The following is a 16166-nucleotide window of genomic DNA, read 5'->3' on the forward strand; positions in this document are numbered from 1 at the left end:
GGCGCGGGGACGCGGAGGCACGGGGACGCGGAGGCGCGGGGATGCACGGACGCGTGGAGCGGCGACGGCGGACGGCGGCGGGGGCGGAGCGGGCCCCGCACGGGCGGCGAGGAGGACGGAGCGGGTGAGCACGGCGAGCGGGGACGGCGCGGCGGGCGGGGACGGCCCGGGGCATGGCGTCGAGGAACTGCTGCCCCATGTCACCACCGAGCATCTGCACGTCTACGAAGCACTGCTCGCCGCCCTGGCCGAGGGCGAGGTGTGGATGCTGCTCTGGCACGGCCGGCCCGGCGCGGAGGACGCCCAGTACGGCAGCCTGGAGGTGGCCGGGCACGGCTACGCGCCGTGCGTGACCTCGGAACGGGAACTCGCCGCCAGCGGCTGGAACCGGGCGGTCGAGGTCGTCCGGGGGCGGGACATCGCGGCGGCGCTCTACCGCGACCACTGGGGGCTGTGGCTGAATCCGCACGCCGCGGGCGGCGGGCTGGGCGTGCCCTGGCTCGATCTGCGCCGCATCGCGGGCGGCCTGGAGCGGCTGCCGGCCGGTCCGCTGCGCATCGGCGAGCCGAGCGTGGCCGCGCAGCCCTTCTACGACGAGCTGGTCCGTCAGGCGCTGCGCACCCGGGCGCTGCGCAGCCTGCGCCGGGCCTGGGTGCAGCCGGCGGTGGGGGCGCCGTACCTGGTCATCGGCCTGGAGGTGGACGAGTCCGGCGGCGCGGAGGCGGCCGAGTCCGTGCGGGGCATGATGCGCCGGGCGATCGCGGCCGTGCCCGAAGGGCTGGCCGTGGGCACGGTCGCGATGGCCGACGCCTATGACCCGGTGGCGATGTGGCTGCGCGCCAACACCCGGCCGTTCTACGACCGGGACGCCCCCGCGCCCGCGCCCCGCCATGGCGCCTACCCGCCGCTTGCCGGCCCGGCCGCCCGCCAGGGCTACGGCTACCCGCACCCGCTGCCCGGCCCCTGAGGCGGCCGGCGCCGGCCGGTGCCGGCCGGGAGGTGAGAATCGCGGGGTGCAGCTTTTCACTCCCGACCTCCAGCGCTGGCTCGATCTGGCCGGGATCTTCGTGTTCGCCATCTCCGGCGCCCTGCTGGCGGTGCGGAAGAACTTCGACGTCATCGGCATCGCCGTGCTGGCCTTCGCCACCGGACTGGGCGGCGGCATCTTCCGTGACCTGGTGATCGGCGCGGTGCCGCCGGCCGCCTTCCGCGATCTCGGGTATTTCCTCACGCCGCTGCTCACCAGCGTGCTGGTGATCTTCCTCCACCCCCAGGTGGAGCGGATCAACCGGGCGGTGCAGATCTTCGACGCCGCCGGACTCGGCTTCTTCTGCGTGGTCGGGACGATCAAGGCGCACGAGTACGGGCTCGGTTCCTTCGCCGCCGCCGCGCTGGGCGTGGCGACCGCCGCCGGCGGCGGTGTGGTGCGTGATGTGCTGGCGAACGAGGTGCCGCTGCTGCTGCGCTGGGACCGGGAGATCTATGCCGTTCCGGCGATGGTGGGCGCCGGTTCGGTGGCCCTGCTGCTGCACTACGACGCGTTCGGCGATCTGACCATGGCGCTGTGCGTGCTGCTCGCCTTCGGGCTGCGGCTGGCCGCGCTGCACTACGGCTGGCGGGCGCCGCGTGCCTGGCACCGCCGCAGCGCCACCGCCGAGGGGGACGGCGGCCGGGAGCGCTGAGCGCCCGCCCGCCGGTCCTTCCCGCTCGCGCCCGGCAACCCGGGCTTCGTCCGGGGGCGGCCTGCCGTGCATCGAAAAGCTACCGCTTAGTAAGGTCCGGTGATAGGGTGCCGCCATGGGTGAGGAGCAGATGCCCGCCGCGTCCGCCGCGGCCGGCCCGGGGGAGCGCGAGCGCGAGTCCGAGTTCGAGTCCGAGTTCGACCGCGACACCGCGCTGACGCTCAAGGAACCCGGCGTCTACCACGCCGAGGTCTCCGGCGGGTGGTCCATCGTCAGCGCGGTCAACGGCGGTTATCTCACCGCCATGCTCGGCCGTGCCCTGGCCGGCACCCTTCCGCATCCGCACCCCTTCACCGTCACCGCCCACTTCCTGACCGCGACCCGCCCGGGCCCGGCCGTCATCCGCACCTCGGTGGCCCGCACCGGCACCACCCTCTCCACCGGTTCCGCCTCGCTCCACCAGACCGACGAGCACGGCCGGGAAACCGAGCGCATCCGGCTGCTGGGCACCTACGGCGACCTCACCCGGCTCAGCGACTCCGTGCGGACCAGCGCCAAGCCGCCCGTCCTGCCCCCGCCCGAGCAGTGCGTCCCGGTCGCCGACGCGCCCGACGGCGCCCTGCCCGGCGACCTCACCATGCTGGACCGGCTGGCCGCCCGGCTCGACCCGGACACCGTCGGCTGGGCCCTGGGCCGGCCCTCCGGGCGGGGCGAGGTGCGCGGCTGGTTCGCTCTGGCCGACGGCCGGGAGCTGGATCCGCTCGCCCTGCTGCTGGTCGGTGACGCGCTGCCGCCCACCGCCTTCGATCTGGGGCTGGCCGGCGGCTGGGTGCCGACCATCGAATACACCACCCATGTGCGGGCGCTGCCCGCGCCCGGGCCGGTCCGGGTGGCCATCAGCACCCGCAATCTGGCCGGCGGCTTCCTGGAGGAGGACGCCGAGATATGGGACAGCGCCGACCGGCTGGTCGCCCAGTCCCGCCAGCTCGCCCGCGCACCGCGCGGCTGAACGGCCGCGCCGCCGGACCCCGGCCCGCCCCGCGCTCAGCCCGCCCCGGCCCCCGCCCCGGCGGCTGCCGCTGCCCCCGCCTCCGCCGCCGCGGCGGCCAGGGCCCGCAGCCGCCGGTGGCTGTCCGTCCCCGGCCGGGCCGAATGGATCACCAGCCGCTGCTCGCCGTCCGGCGCCAGCAGCGTCTCGCAGTCCAGCTCCAGCAGCCCGGCCGCCGGGTGGCGGAACCGCTTGCGGTCCCCGCGCCGGACGCCGACCCGGTGCTCCCGCCACAACGCCGCGAACTCCTCGCTGACCGCCAGCAGTTCCCGCACCAGCGCGGCCGGCCGCGGGTCGTCCGGCCGCGCCGCGCACACCGCCCGCAGCTCGGCCGCCATGGCCGCCGCGTGGCGCGGGCGGTCCTCGGCCGGGAGGATCTCCCGGGCCGGAGGCCGGGTGAAGAACCGGTGCACCAGATTCCGCCCGAAGCCCGGCGGCCCGGCGAGCAGATCCCCGCCCAGCGCCACGGACAGGGCGTTCTGCGCCAGCACCTGCCCGTAGTCGGTGAGGATCACGCCCGGCAGGTCGGTCAGTTGCGCCAGCACCAGGGCCGGCCCGGGAGCCACCGTCTCCGGCGGCGCGGGCCGGGGCGGCGGCGCCTGGCCGGCCAGCCGGAAGAGATGGTCGCGCTCGTCCGGGCGCAGCCGCAGCGCGCGGGCCAGCGCCGACAGCACCTGCGGTGACGGGCGTGGGCCGCGGGCCTGCTCCAGCCGGATCCAGTAGTCCACCGAGATGCCGGCCAGTGCGCTGGCCTCCTCCCGCCGCAGACCCGGCGTGCGGCGCCGCCGCCCGCCGGTCGCCGGCAGGGCGGGGCCGGCCTCGGCCGGGTTGAGCCGGGCACGGGAGCGGCGCAGGAAGTCGGCGAGCGCGGCGCGGTCCATCCGGCCAGTCTCGCCCCCGCACCGCACCCGTGGCCAGGGACGGCCGGTACCAGGATCGGGTGTCCCTTCCCCGCCGCCGGCCCACCGCCCAGGCTGGGCCCCCGGGGACCCGGCCCGGCCCCTGCCCGTCGGACGAAGGAGCGAGCCATGCGGATTCTGGTCACCGGCGCGACCGGCAGCGTGGGGCGGCGGCTGCTGCCCCGGCTGCTGTCCTGGAACGACGCACCCGGCGCCGAGGTGCGCGTCCTGGTCAGGGACGAGGCGCGCGGCGCCGCGTTCGCCGCCCGGGGCGCCCGCGTGGTGCCCGGCGATCTCACCCGCGAGGACGGCCTGCCGGCGGCGGTGGCGGGCATGGACGCCGTGCTCAACCTGGCCGCCGCCTTCCGGGACGTGCCGGACGACGCGGCATGGGCGGTGAACCACCGCGCGGCCGTGGCCCTCGGCCGGGCCGCCCGCGCGGCGGGCGTCACCCGCTTCGTGCAGGTCAGCACCAATCTGGTCTATGGCGCCGGGCGCGGGCGTCCGCATCTGGAGAGCGACCGGCCGGTGCCCGTCGCCGGACCGCTGTGGGGCGCGTATCCGCAGTCGAAATGGGCCGCCGAGCAGGACCTGCGGGAGCTGGACGGGCTGGACGTCCGCATCGGGCGGCTGGCCTTCGTCTACGGCGAGGGCGACGGCCATCTGGCGGCGGCGCCGCGCTGGATCACCGCCTGGCCGGCCCACAAGCGGCTGCAGCTGGTGCACCAGGCCGATGCCGCGCGCGGGCTGTGGCGCCTGCTGCGTGCCCCCGCCGCCCCCGGACCGGCCTACAACTTCGCCGACGACGCGCCGGTCAGCGCCGTGGAGCTGCTCACCCTGCTCGCGCTGCCGGTGCCGGAGGGCATGGCCGGACGCACCGACCCCGACCCCTGGCACGGCATCGCCGCCAACGATCTGGCCCGCGACCACCTCGGGTGGCGCCCCCGCCATCCCTCGCTGCGCAGCGCCATGGACGCCGGTGCGCTGTGAACCGCCGGGCCGTCGCGGACGGAACCGGAGGGGTGACCACGCGTCCCGTCCTCGCAGGCGGCCGTGCGGACCCGGCGGTACGCTGGCCAACGAGAAGGCCGCAAAAGCGTACGAAAGAGGGCATTGCATGTATGCCGTGAAGAGCACGCTGCCGGATGACACCCTCAAGGTCGTGGGCGAGGCACTGCAGGGCGCGCTGGCCGATCTGATCGACCTGTCCCTGGTCGCCAAGCAGACCCACTGGAATGTGATCGGCCCCCGGTTCCGCTCCGTCCACCTCCAGCTCGACGACGTCGTGAACAGCGCCCGCGCCCACTCCGACACCGTCGCCGAACGGGCCGCCGCGCTGGGCCTGTCGCCCGACGGCCGGGCGGCCACCGTGGCCCACACCACCAGCATCAAGACCGCACCGGAGAGCTGGCAGAAGGACGACCAGGCGGTGCAGACCCTGGTGGACGCACTCGGCGCGGTCGTCGAGCGCAACCGCGAACGCATGGACGCGGTCGGCAAGGTGGACAGCGTCACCGAGGACATCTTCATCCAGTTCGTGAAGGACCTCGAAAAGCACCACTGGATGTTCCAGGCCGAGAACAACGGCTGAGGCCGCAGGCGGTCCCCTCGGCCGGTGCCGCTCCCGGCCGGGGGAGGCGGCTCATTGGTCCGTGGCCGGGTGGGACGGGGCGGCGGCGCCCGGCCACGGGAGTCCGCGTTCCGCGCACCGTTCCATGCAGGCCCCGATGTCGGCGCACGCCCGCAGCTCGCTGACCCGGCCGCCCAGCAGCGGCTCGTTCCACACGCCCAGCAGCCGGTCCTCCCACAGCCCCTGCCGGCACAGCGCGCACACCAGCCCCCGGAGCTGCACCAGGCTCATCCGCCGGGGATCGACACCCTCCGGCAGCGGCGGTGCGGCCGGAGGCAACGGCGCGGCACCGGACTCCCGGGCCCTGGCCGCCGCGGCATGCGCCCGCCGCAGCGCCCCGGCCACCGCACAGTCCGCCCCGTCGATCCTGCAACTCGCGCAGCCCAGCGCGTGATCCAGCAACGCCGCCCAGAGCTCCCCCTTGCCGCGGTAACGGTGCGCATGCTCCGGACAGGCGTAGACCAACCAGCCCGGCCCGGAGTCCCGCTCCACCCCGCCGACGACGACCGGCTCGCCGGTCCACTGCCGGCAGTGCGCACACATCCGCCGCGGCGCGGTGGTTGCCGCGATGACGGGCGAGTCCGCCTCCGCGGGCCGGTCCTGGGAATCGGGCATCACGGCCTCCGTTCCAGTGAGTACGTGATCACCGACCGTAGGACTGGGCCGTGAAATCGAGGGGCAGAGAATCTGCCCCTCGTACGTGCCTTCGCACAACTATGCAGCCAGTACGCCGACCTTCACCGCCAGCGCCGCCGCTCGCTGCCGCAGCACCGGCCGCCGCGACTCCGTCTCCTCCAGCAAGATCCGCCTGGCGTAGCCGTTGTACTGCACCGTCTCCGGCGCCGCTTCGTGCGCCCGCTCCAGAGCCGCCAGCGCCGTCTCCGCCTCACCGGCGAGCTGATGCGCTCGCGCCTCCTCAATCCGATGCCGGGCACGGCGTGGACGCGACGGGATCACCTCGGCGTCGGCCGCCGCGGCCTGTCGCACGCCCTCGCCCCCGGCGTGCAGCTCCACCGCGATCGTCACGGCATGCGCGCCCATGATGGCCCTGCCGAAGGACGTGACCGGATGGTAGTAGCCGGCCGGCAGGCGTCGGGCTGTGCGGCGGGCGGCGTCCCAGTGGCCCCATGCGCTGCCGGTGTCGCCTCGGCGAGCAGCCGTGTAGCCGGCCGCTGCCCGCAGCGCGCCGGCCATCGCCAGGAGGTCATCGGCGGCGTCCGGCAGCAGCGGCGCCAAGTAGCGCAGCGTCTCGGACGTCAGGCGGTCGGCGGCCTCCAGGTGCGCCTGGCCGGCATCGCGGTGCGCTTCGGCCAGCAGCCAGGCGGAGACGGCGATCGCATGTGGATCCTCGGATTCCTGCGCGGCAACCATGCCACGCTCGGCGACCCGCCACAGCAGCGCGGACTCAGGCTGATAGGCCAGAAAGAACTGAGCCAGGCAGTACGTCTCGGACAGGATCGCCTGGGCGGCCTGTCGACCGGCCACCGTGGCGGCCTGCCGCACCGCGAGTTGCCCGTCCCGGATCAGGTCCGGCAACAGCGCACCGACGACATCGCGGTGCGCGGGCGAGGCGTGGCGGGAGGACCAGGCACGGGCCAGTCGGTGACGCAGGTGCGCCACAGGGGGCGCTTCCCGACCGGTGGCCGGAACGGGGAAAGCGTTGACGGCGGCGCGGACGGCGGGCAGTCGCTGGTGGCCGGGGCCAATGAACAGTGCGGTGGCAGGCATGGACTGATCGCCTGTCAGGTCGGAGAGATCCCGGACTCGCAGTACCTCCGCCAGGCGCAGGATCATCGCCAACTTGGGGGGGTGGAGCCGGCCGCGCTCGACTTGCTTCAGCCAGGACGGCGACATGCCGACCAAGCCCGCCAGCACCGGGCGGGACATCCCTCGGCGTTCGCGCAGAATCTGGAGTCGCTGACCGAACGCGATCGGCTCCGGGTCCGGCGTAGCATCAGGTGACACGGCCTTGCCCCTCTCTCTGGCAGCTCGACACTGTCAGGGTATGGGGGGCGGGGCCTTCTCCGCGTGCCCTGACCGAGCCACGGCTGCCCGGCCGCCGAGCACGGCCCTGCTGACCGAAGTTGGGACGGGCCACACAGCCGGTGTGTCCGTGATCGCGGTCGCCGGCGGACGCAGCACGGCTGACGATCTCCTCGCGGCCGGCGCCGAGACCGTCCTGCCGGATCTGACCGACTCCGAGCGCCTGGTCGGGCCGGCTCACGGCAACGGGAACTGAGAGAGGGAATGACGAGGGGCCCCCGGCGAGTCCCCGCTTGCCGCTCCAGGCCGCGGGCCGGGTCGGCGGCCGGTGCCCTGTGCGCAGCCGGCAGCAGCGTCATCGACGTCACACCTCTCCGGGTCGCGCCCGCATCCGTGGGACGAGGGCGGGGCACGGGGGGTGCGGGGCGACGGCCGGAAGGGTTTCCGGAATCGCGGAAGCCTGGGAGGGCGTTTACCGTGGTCGAGTGATCGCCTGGACCCACGGCACCGAATGTTCCGGGCGAGAGAACGGCGTATCCGGGGAACGGATGTGAGCGGCATGGTCAAGGCACTGCTGGAGGGCGGACCCCGCGAGCTCGGGGAGCGCGTGGTGTCCGCCACCCCGCCCGAGGAGGAGATCAAGATCCCCTTCCGCGGCGGCTACGAGCACTTCCGCGCCACCACCCGCCAGGCCGACACCGTTCAGGGCCGCCTTCCGGTCTACGAATGGTGGGAGCGCACCGAGATCGCCGAATAGCCGGCCGGGCAGTGCCGAGCGGCCCCGCGCCGGAACCGGCCCGAACGGGCGGGACCGAACGGCCCTGGTGGGCGGGGCGGAGGGCCCTCAACGTTGTCAGTGCCGCCCCGTAGGTTGGGCGGTATGCAGAGGGAAGCCAGTCCGCATACTCCGGTCATGACGGATGTCCGGAGTTCCGCCCCGGTTCGTCCACCCGTGCAGGAGGGTTCCGTGACGGAGGCCAACGAGGCGATCCGCCGCTATGTGCAGCAGCACGGGGCGCGCCCCTGGAGCGCGGCCGAGCGTGCCGAGCTCCAGCGCCTCTACGCCGCCTGGCTGGGCGCCGTGCGCAACGGCATGGACCGGGCCGCGTAGCCGCCGCCCGGGTTCCTTTCCCTGTTACCTGATCCCTGATCCCTGATCCTTCTCCTGCTCCCCGCCCCCCGCTTCTTCGTGTTCCTGCTTCCGGCTTCCTCCCCATGGCCGGGCCGGTGCGGTTACTCTGCGCTCGGCGGAGGTGGGCGGATGGTGCGCGTCATGCTGGTGGAGGATCACCCGGTGGTGCGGCTGGGGCTGCGGACGGTGATCGAGACCCAGGCCGATCTGCGGGTGGTGGCCGAGGCCGCGTCGGCCGCGGAGGCGCTGCGGCTGGCGCGGGAGCGCCGCCCGGAGCTGGTGGTGCTGGCCCTGCGGCTGGAGGGCGCCTTCCAGGGGGCCGAGATCTGCCGGTCCGTGAAGCGGCTGCCGCAGCCGCCCCCGGTGCTGGTCTACACGGCCTACAACGCGCCCGAGCAGGTCACCGCCAGTTTCTTCGCCGGGGCCGACGGCTTTCTCTACAAGGGCGGCTCCTCCGCATCGCTGCTGACCGCCATCCGGGCGGTGCGGCAGGGGCAGCGGGTCTGGCAGCCGCTGACCGGGGAGGTGCCGGGCGGGCCCGGGCCCGAGGCCGCCCCGGCGCTGACCGCCCGGGAGCGGGAGGTGCTCGGGCTGATGCTGCTGCACCGCTCCAACCGGCAGATCGCCGACGCCCTGCACCTGGAGCTGTCCACGGTGAAAAGCCATGTGCGCGGTGTGCTGCGCAAACTCGGGATCGCCACCCGGCGGGAACTGCTCTCCGGCCCGGCGCCCGGCCGCCCCGGGCCGGGATTTCCTCCCTGAGGGAGGAAGCCGGGCGAGCGTCCCGGCTGGTGAGCTGGCGGCATGACTCCGGCTACCGCTCTCGACTCCCTCGACCTGGCCGCCCGGCGCGATCTGTCGGTGCGCGCCGCCGTGGAGCAGCGTCTGCTCTCCGACGACGAACCGCTGATCGCCCTGCTCGACCTCACCACCGTCCGCGACACCGTGCGGGCGCTGCACGCCGGTTTCGCCGAGGCCGCCGCCCCCGGCCAGCAGGTGCTGCACACCTTCGCGGTGAAGGCGTGCTCGCTGGTGCCGGTGCTGCGCCTGCTCGACCGGCTCGGCGTGGGCTGCGAGGCCGCCAGCCCCGGCGAGCTGGCGCTGGCCCGGGCCGCCGGTGTCCCGGCCGCCCGCATCGTGCTGGACTCTCCGGCCAAGACCACCGCCGAGCTCCGCGAGGCGCTGCGGCTGGGCATCGCGGTCAACGCCGACAGTGTCCAGGAGCTGGACCGGCTGGACGCCCTGCTGGCCGGCGGCCGGGCCGCCCCCGCGGGCGCCCTCGGCGTGCGGATCAATCCGCAGCTCGGCGCGGGCCGGATCGGCGCCATGTCGACCGCGACGGCCACCTCCAAGTTCGGCATTCCGCTGGCCGACAGCGGCGCCCGGGCCTGGCTGGTCCGGGCCTTTCTGGAGCGGCCCTGGCTGACCCGGCTGCACTGCCATGTCGGTTCCCAGGGCATGCCCACCGAGGTGATGGCGGCCGGTGCCCGCGCCCTGCTGGAGCTGGCCGACGAGATCAACGAGGCCGCCGGTGAGCGGCGGGTCACCACTTTGGACATCGGCGGCGGCCTGCCGGTGAACTTCGGCTCCGACGAGTTCAGCCCCACCCACGCCGACTACGCCCGGCAGCTGCGGGCCGCCGCCCCGGGCCTGTTCGACGGCCGCTACGGACTGGTCACCGAGTTCGGCCGGTCACTGGTCGCCAAGGCCGGTCTGGTGCTGGCCCGGGTGGAGTACGTCAAGACGGCCGGCGGCCGGCGGATCGCCCTCACCCATGCCGGCGCCCAGATCGCCACCCGGACCGTGTTCGCCCCCGAGGCGTGGCCGCTGCGGGTCGCCGCCTACGACGGGCGGGGCCGGCCCAAGGACGCCCCCGAGGTCCGGCAGGACGTCGCCGGTCCCTGCTGCTTCGCCGGTGACCTGGTGGCCCGTGACCGGCTGCTGCCCCGCCTGGAGCAGGGCGATCTGGCCGTGCTGCTGGACACCGGCGCCTACTACGCCTCGACACCGTTCGGCTACAACAGCCTGCCCCGGCCGGCCGTCTACGGCGTCACCTTCGGTGCCGACCAGGTGCCGTCGCTGTCGGTGCTCCGCCGCCCGCAGTCGCTGGCCGAGCTGGTCGCCGAGTCCGGCGGCTGAGCACCGGCCGGTGCGCCCCGGCTCCCTCCCCGCTCCCGGCCCCGCGCAGGGCCTTCACACCGCCCGCACCATCTCGATGTAGCGCTCCCAGTCCCAGTGCGGACCCGGGCAGATACGGACAACGTCCGGCACCTCGTTGTGGCCGATGATGTGCTCCCGGTCCACCGGAATGCCGTACCGGTCGCAGATCCCGGCCACCAGCCGGGCCGAGGACTCGTACATCGCGTCGGTGAGATAGGAGGGGTCGTCCGCCCAGCCCTCGTGCTCGATGCCGACGCTGCGCTCGTTGTAGCCGCGGTGCCCGGCGTGGTAGGCCACGTCCAGCTCCCGGGCCATCTGGGCCACATGGCCGTCCGCCGCGCGCACCACATAGTGGGTGGACGCCCGGTGCGAGGGGTCCTGGAAGACCCGCAGCGTGATGTCGTACGTGGCCTCCGGCATATGGACCACGACCCGGTCGATGCTGTAGTCGCGCGGCCGGCTGGCCCGCCGGAGATTGGCGGACGAGGCCGGTATCCACTCCGCGCCCGGATGGTCCACCTCACCCGCCACCCGCGGCACTTCCGCCCCGGAATAGCGCCACCACCACTCCTCCAGCTCCTCCCGCCGGCTGTAGGCGGTGCCCAGCGCGAGGGCCCCCACCGCCCCCGTGAGCAGCGCCCGCCGCCCCGGGCCCCGGCGCCTGCCGCGCCGCCCGGCCCGTCCTGAGCCCCGCCCGGCCCGGGCCGAGGACCCGTCCCCCGTGATGTCCGTCATGACACCTCCCGGCCGGAACAACGCCGGTGCCGCCCTCCGCGGTTCCCCGTACGGACGCGTGCGCCCTCCGTCGCCGGTGGCTGTCAAGGGCGGCATAGCGCCAACCCCGGGCGGCCGGTGCGCTGCCGGACCGCGGCCCGGGCCGGCGCCGCCCGCCCCCGGCCCGCCGGGCGGGCGGGACCGCGCGCTTACAATCGGCCGCACCATGCCGTACTTCGACCACGCCGCCACCACGCCCCTGCTGCCGGAGGCCCGGGACGCCATGGCGGCCCAGTTGTCGCTCACCGGCAACGCCTCCGCCCTGCACGCGGCCGGCCGGCGGGCCCGCCGCACGGTCGAGGAGGGCCGGGAACGCCTGGCCGCGGCGCTCGGCGCCCGCCCCAGCGAGGTGGTGTTCACCAGCGGCGGCACCGAGGCGGACAATCTCGCCGTCAAGGGCCTGTACTGGGCGCGCCGCGCCGCCGACCCGCGCCGCACCCGGGTGCTGGCCAGCCCGGTGGAGCACCACGCCGTGCTGGACGCCGTGCAGTGGCTCGCCGGCCACGAGGGCGCCCGGGTGGACTGGCTGCCGGTGGACGGCCACGGCCGGGTGCATCCCGACGGCCTGCGCGAGGCCCTGGCCGCGGGCCCGCACGGCCCGGACGATGTGGCCCTGGTCACCGTGATGTGGGCCAACAACGAGATCGGCACGGTGATGCCGGTCGCCGAGCTGGCCGCGGTCGCCGCCGGGCACGGCATTCCGCTGCACGCCGACGCCGTCCAGGCCGTCGGCCAGCTTCCGGTCGACTTCGCCGCCTCCGGCGCCGCGGCGCTCACCGTCTCCGGACACAAGATCGGCGGGCCCTACGGCATCGGCGCGCTGCTGCTGGGCCGGTCCTGGAGCCCGGAGCCGGTGCTGCACGGCGGTGGCCAGGAGCGCGAGGTGCGCTCCGGCACCCTGGACGTCCCGGCCATCGCCGGCTTCTCGGTGGCCGCCGAACTGGCCGTGGCGCACCGCGAGGAGTTCGCCTGGCGGATCGGCGGCCTGCGCGACGAGCTGGTCGCCGCGGTGCGGGCGGCCGTGCCGGACGCGGTGCTCGGCGGCGACCCGGACCCGGCCGGCCGGCTGCCCGCCAACGCCCAGTTCGCCTTCCCCGGCTGTGAGGGCGACTCCCTGCTGCTGCTGCTGGACGCCCAGGACATCGCCTGCTCCACCGGCTCGGCCTGCACCGCCGGGGTGGCCCAGCCCAGCCATGTGCTGCTGGCCGCCGGCGCCGATCCGGAACTGGCCCGGGGCAGCCTGCGGTTCTCCCTCGGCCACACCACCACCAAGGACGAGGTGGCGGCGCTGGCCGCGGCCATCGGCCCGGCGGTGGCCCGGGCCCGCGCCGCGGGTCTGTCCTGACGCCGCCGCGGAGCCGGCGACCGCCGGGGAATCGCTTGGCCGGGTGTCGGCGCCACCCCTTACCCTGGAGGGCGTTATGACTGCTGCTCCCCGCCTCCGGGTCCTGGCCGCGATGTCCGGCGGCGTCGATTCGGCGGTCGCCGCCGCCCGTGCCGCCGAGGCCGGCCACGACGTCACCGGCGTCCATCTCGCGCTCTCCGCCAATCCGCAGTCCTTCCGCACCGGAGCCCGGGGCTGCTGCACCATCGAGGACTCCCGGGACGCCCGCCGCGCCGCCGACATCATCGGCATCCCCTTCTACGTCTGGGATCTCGCCGAGCGGTTCCGCGCCGATGTGGTGGACGACTTCATCGCCGAGTACCGGGCCGGCCGCACCCCCAATCCGTGCCTGCGCTGCAATGAGAAGATCAAGTTCGCGGCGCTGCTGGACAAGGCCCTGGCGCTGGGCTTCGACGCGGTCTGCACCGGCCACTACGCCAGGGTCGTGCTCCGCCCGGACGGCCGCCGCGAGCTGCACCGCGCCTCCGATCACGCCAAGGACCAGTCCTATGTCCTCGGCGTGCTGGACGAGCGCCAGCTCGCGCACTCCCTCTTCCCGCTCGGCGACACCGTCACCACCAAGGAGGAGATCCGGGCCGAGGCGGAGCGGCGCGGCCTGGCCGTGGCGCGCAAGCCGGACAGCCATGACATCTGCTTCATCGCCGACGGCGACACCCGCGGCTTCCTCGCCCGTCATCTCGGTTCCGAGCCGGGGGACATCCTCGACCAGGACGGCACCCGGATCGGCAGCCACGACGGCGCGCACGGTTTCACGGTCGGGCAGCGCAAGGGGCTGCGGATCGGCCGCCCCGCCCCGGACGGCAGGCCCCGCTATGTGCTGGACATCTCCCCGGTGGAGAACACCGTCACCGTCGGCCCGGCCGAGGCGCTGGACATCACCGCGCTGACCGCCGTCCGGCCGCGCTGGTGCGGGGCGCCGCCCGCCGGACCGGGCTCCTACACCGCCCAGTTGCGGGCGCACGGCGAGGAGCATCCGGCCACCGCCGAGGCGGCCGGCGACGCGCTGCACGTCCGCTTCGAGCGGCCGGTGCGCGGGGTGGCCCCGGGGCAGGCCGTGGTGCTCTACGACGGCAGCCGGGTCGTCGGATCGGCCACCATCGCCGCCACCCACCGCCCCGTTCCCGCCGATCGCTGAGCCGTCCCCTTCCCGTACCGCGAGAGTCCGGCCCGGGAAGCGGGTATAACGGACATTATGCGTATTGCTGTCGCGGGTGGAACCGGAGTTGTCGGACGCCATGTGGTCGACGCCGTCACCGCCGCCGGACACGAGGCCGTGACCGTGGCGCGCAGCCGCGGTGTGGACCTCCTCACCGGCGCGGGCCTGGACGCGGCCCTGGCCGGGGTGGACACCGTCGTCGACGCGACCAATGTGAGGAGTATCAGGGAGAAGACCGCCGTCGAGTTCTTCGCCGCCGCCGGGCGCAATCTGCTGGCCGCGGAGGAGAAGGCCGGGGTCGGGCACCATGTGACGCTGTCGATCGTGGGCGTCGACCGCATCCCCGGCTACGGCTACTACCGGGCCAAGCTCCGGCAGGAGGAGCTGGTCCGGTCCGGCCGGGTGCCCTGGACGGTGCTGCGGGCCACCCAGTTCCACGAGTTCGCCGGGCAGATGCTGGACCAGGTGCCCGGGCCCGTCGCGCCGGTGCCCCGGATGCACGTCCAGCCCGTCGCCGCCCGGGAGGTGGCCGGCCGGCTGGCCGAGGTGGCGTCCGGCCCGGCCCAGCGGATGGCGCCGGAGTTCGCCGGGCCGAAGGAGGAAGAGGTCGTCGACATGGCGCGCCGCCTGCTGCGCGCGCGGGGGCGGCGCCGGTGGCTGGTTCCGTTCACCTTTCCCGGCGCCGCGGGTGCGGCGATGACGGGCGACGCCCTGCTTCCCGACGGGCCCGGGCCGCGCGGCACCCAGACCTTCCAGGAGTGGCTCGGCGAAGCCGCCGGATGAGCCGCGCCCCGGCCCCGGCGGGCGGGTGACGCAGGGCTCAGCCCGGGCCGGCGAGTCCCCGGCGGCGGTTGGCGAGCACCGGTACCGCGGCGCGGGCCCGGTCCACCTCCGCCGCCGGATCGAGGTCGGCGACCAGCAGCCCGGGCTCCGGCCCCAGCGCCGCCCGCACCTCGCCCAGCGGGGAGACCACCAGGCTGTGGCCGATGCCGGCCGGCGCCCGGCCGGCCGGCGCCCGGCCCGCCGCGGCCGGGTCGGCCTGGCCGCAGGCGGCGATCCAGCAGGTGGAGTCCAGGGCCCGGGCCCGGACCAGCACCTCCCACTGCTCCCGCTTGCCCGGCCCGGCGCCCCAGGAGGCGGGCACCACGATCAGCCGGGCGCCGCGCTCCGCCAGCGCCTGGAACAGCCCGGGGAAGCGGATGTCGTAGCAGGTGGCGAAGCCGATCGGGACCCCCGCCGGCTCGGCCGTCACCAGCCGGTCGCCGGGGGCCACGGTGGCGGACTCGGTGAAGCCGAAGGCGTCGAAGAGATGCAGCTTGTCGTAGTGGGTGTCGATGCCGCGTCCGGTGATCAGCAGGGTGTTGGTCACCCGTCCGTCGCCGGCCGGGGTGAACATCCCGGCCACCAGCAGCAGGCCGGTGTCCTCCGCGACCTCCCGCACCCGCCGGGCCCAGGGCCCGTCCAGCGGCTCGGCCACCGGGGCCAGCGGGATGCCGAACCGGGCCATCGCCGCCTCCGGGAACACCGCCAGCTCCGCGCCGGCCGCCGCCGCCGCGCGGGCCTGCGTCTCGATGACCGCCAAATTCTCCTCCGGTACGGCCGAGGACAGCATCTGGCTCAGTGCGATCCGCATGTGCGCCTCCCGCGCTCCGGTGCCGCCGCCGTACGCCGGGCACGCCCGGTGTGCCTCCGCTCCGTGTCTACCACGCCCCTTGCCCGGCCCGGTGCCCGGCATAGGCTGCGGTGCATGAACCTCTGCGTTTTCTGTTCCGCCGCCGACCTGGACGAGATGTACACCTCCCCGGCCCGGGAGTTCGCCAAGGAGGTGGGCCGCCGCGGCCACACCCTGGTCTGGGGCGGCTCGGACGCGGGGCTGATGAAGGTGATGGCGGACGGCGTGCAGGCGGCCGGCGGCCGGCTGGTCGGCGTCTCGGTGGAGTTCCTCCAGCACAAGGCCCGCCCGGAGACCGATGAGATGATCATCACGCGCAATCTTGCGGAGCGGAAGGCGCAGCTTCTCGAACGGGCCGACGCGGTGGTGGTGATGGTCGGCGGCACCGGCACCCTGGACGAGGCCACCGATGTGCTGGAGCTGAAGAAGCACGGCATGCACGACAAGCCCGTCGCCGTGCTGAACACGGCCGGCTTCTACGACGGTCTGCGCCGCCAGATGGAACGCATGGAGGCGGACGGCTTTCTGCCCCGCCCGCTGGCCGACCTCGTCTTCTTCATCGAGGACCCGGCGGACCTGCTGGACAGGCTGCAGGCCGCGGCGGACCGCGGCGCCCGGGGCGGCA

General features: G+C 75.0%; 18 protein-coding genes and 1 pseudogene. 14 read left to right on the forward strand and 5 right to left on the reverse strand.

The genetic code is table 11. From position 1 onward, the window contains the following. The first annotated feature begins 124 nt into the window (after positions 1–124). The 3 genes from BM242_RS15570 to BM242_RS15580 all read left to right on the forward strand — a co-directional run bounded on the left by BM242_RS15570 (position 125) and on the right by BM242_RS15580 (position 2691). The gene (locus BM242_RS15570) at positions 125–967 is read left to right on the forward strand and encodes an enhanced serine sensitivity protein SseB C-terminal domain-containing protein (protein ID WP_425443866.1); all 843 of its coding nucleotides are present in this window, start codon (positions 125–127) and stop codon (positions 965–967) included. 46 nt (positions 968–1013) lie between these two features. Next, positions 1014–1682, forward strand: a complete 669-nt coding sequence (locus BM242_RS15575; RefSeq protein ID WP_245834125.1) for a trimeric intracellular cation channel family protein — start codon at positions 1014–1016, stop codon at positions 1680–1682. A gap of 130 nt (positions 1683–1812) precedes the next feature. Further along, complete coding sequence (locus BM242_RS15580; RefSeq protein WP_093839627.1) at positions 1813–2691, forward strand: thioesterase family protein; 879 nt, start codon at positions 1813–1815, stop codon at positions 2689–2691. A gap of 35 nt (positions 2692–2726) precedes the next feature. On the opposite strand, the gene BM242_RS15585 is transcribed toward BM242_RS15580, so the two are convergent. Beyond that, complete coding sequence (locus BM242_RS15585; protein ID WP_093839438.1) at positions 2727–3611, reverse strand: helix-turn-helix transcriptional regulator; 885 nt, start codon at positions 3609–3611, stop codon at positions 2727–2729. 147 nt (positions 3612–3758) lie between these two features. Between BM242_RS15585 and BM242_RS15590 the strand changes: the two genes are divergently transcribed. Then, positions 3759–4619: an NAD-dependent epimerase/dehydratase family protein gene (locus BM242_RS15590; RefSeq protein WP_093839439.1), complete on the forward strand. Its 861-nt coding sequence runs from the start codon at positions 3759–3761 to the stop codon at positions 4617–4619. A 127-nt stretch (positions 4620–4746) separates the two neighbouring features. Beyond that, complete coding sequence (locus BM242_RS15595) at positions 4747–5220, forward strand: Dps family protein (RefSeq protein WP_093839440.1); 474 nt, start codon at positions 4747–4749, stop codon at positions 5218–5220. Between the two features lie 51 nt (positions 5221–5271). On the opposite strand, the gene BM242_RS15600 is transcribed toward BM242_RS15595, so the two are convergent. Next, positions 5272–5874, reverse strand: coding sequence for a hypothetical protein (locus BM242_RS15600; protein ID WP_093839441.1), 603 nt, complete (start codon positions 5872–5874; stop codon positions 5272–5274). A gap of 99 nt (positions 5875–5973) precedes the next feature. Beyond that, the gene (locus tag BM242_RS15605; protein ID WP_093839442.1) at positions 5974–7224 is read right to left on the reverse strand and encodes a helix-turn-helix domain-containing protein; all 1251 of its coding nucleotides are present in this window, start codon (positions 7222–7224) and stop codon (positions 5974–5976) included. A 142-nt stretch (positions 7225–7366) separates the two neighbouring features. Between BM242_RS15605 and BM242_RS30845 the strand changes: the two genes are divergently transcribed. The 5 genes from BM242_RS30845 (at position 7367) to BM242_RS15620 (ending at position 10513) form a co-directional block, all read left to right on the forward strand. After that, positions 7367–7498 (forward strand): hypothetical protein, encoded by a 132-nt coding sequence (locus tag BM242_RS30845; RefSeq protein WP_281254686.1) that lies wholly within the window; start codon positions 7367–7369, stop codon positions 7496–7498. Between the two features lie 303 nt (positions 7499–7801). Beyond that, a complete protein-coding gene (locus BM242_RS15610; protein ID WP_093839443.1) occupies positions 7802–7999 on the forward strand; it encodes a DUF5988 family protein in 198 nt (65 codons plus the stop codon). A gap of 210 nt (positions 8000–8209) precedes the next feature. Continuing rightward, positions 8210–8353 (forward strand): hypothetical protein, encoded by a 144-nt coding sequence (locus BM242_RS29450; RefSeq protein ID WP_175541438.1) that lies wholly within the window; start codon positions 8210–8212, stop codon positions 8351–8353. Positions 8354–8503: 150 nt separating this feature from the next. Continuing rightward, positions 8504–9136, forward strand: coding sequence for a response regulator (locus BM242_RS15615; protein WP_093839444.1), 633 nt, complete (start codon positions 8504–8506; stop codon positions 9134–9136). 42 nt (positions 9137–9178) lie between these two features. Further along, the gene (locus BM242_RS15620) at positions 9179–10513 is read left to right on the forward strand and encodes a type III PLP-dependent enzyme domain-containing protein (RefSeq protein WP_093839445.1); all 1335 of its coding nucleotides are present in this window, start codon (positions 9179–9181) and stop codon (positions 10511–10513) included. A 54-nt stretch (positions 10514–10567) separates the two neighbouring features. Here the strand turns inward: BM242_RS15620 and BM242_RS15625 are convergent, their stop codons facing one another. Then, positions 10568–11269 (reverse strand): N-acetylmuramoyl-L-alanine amidase, encoded by a 702-nt coding sequence (locus BM242_RS15625; RefSeq protein WP_093839446.1) that lies wholly within the window; start codon positions 11267–11269, stop codon positions 10568–10570. Between the two features lie 205 nt (positions 11270–11474). Between BM242_RS15625 and BM242_RS15630 the strand changes: the two genes are divergently transcribed. The 3 genes from BM242_RS15630 (at position 11475) to BM242_RS15640 (ending at position 14652) form a co-directional block, all read left to right on the forward strand. Further along, positions 11475–12653, forward strand: coding sequence for a cysteine desulfurase family protein (locus BM242_RS15630; RefSeq protein ID WP_093839447.1), 1179 nt, complete (start codon positions 11475–11477; stop codon positions 12651–12653). Between the two features lie 76 nt (positions 12654–12729). Beyond that, positions 12730–13848, forward strand: a complete 1119-nt coding sequence (mnmA, locus tag BM242_RS15635; RefSeq protein WP_093839448.1) for a tRNA 2-thiouridine(34) synthase MnmA — start codon at positions 12730–12732, stop codon at positions 13846–13848. Positions 13849–13905: 57 nt separating this feature from the next. Beyond that, positions 13906–14652: an SDR family oxidoreductase gene (locus tag BM242_RS15640; protein ID WP_093839449.1), complete on the forward strand. Its 747-nt coding sequence runs from the start codon at positions 13906–13908 to the stop codon at positions 14650–14652. A gap of 37 nt (positions 14653–14689) precedes the next feature. Here BM242_RS15640 and BM242_RS15645 read toward each other — a convergent pair whose 3' ends face one another. Next, entirely contained in the window at positions 14690–15502 is an 813-nt protein-coding gene (locus BM242_RS15645; protein WP_093839450.1) for a carbon-nitrogen hydrolase family protein, read from the reverse strand. A gap of 114 nt (positions 15503–15616) precedes the next feature. On the opposite strand from BM242_RS15645, the pseudogene BM242_RS15650 reads away from it, so the two are divergent. Then, positions 15617–16144 (forward strand): annotated as a pseudogene (locus BM242_RS15650) (LOG family protein); the annotation flags it as partial. Positions 16145–16166: the final 22 nt, after the last annotated feature.

The sequence above is a fragment of the Streptomyces aidingensis genome, assembly GCF_900112355.1.
Classification (GTDB): domain Bacteria; phylum Actinomycetota; class Actinomycetes; order Streptomycetales; family Streptomycetaceae; genus Streptomyces; species Streptomyces aidingensis.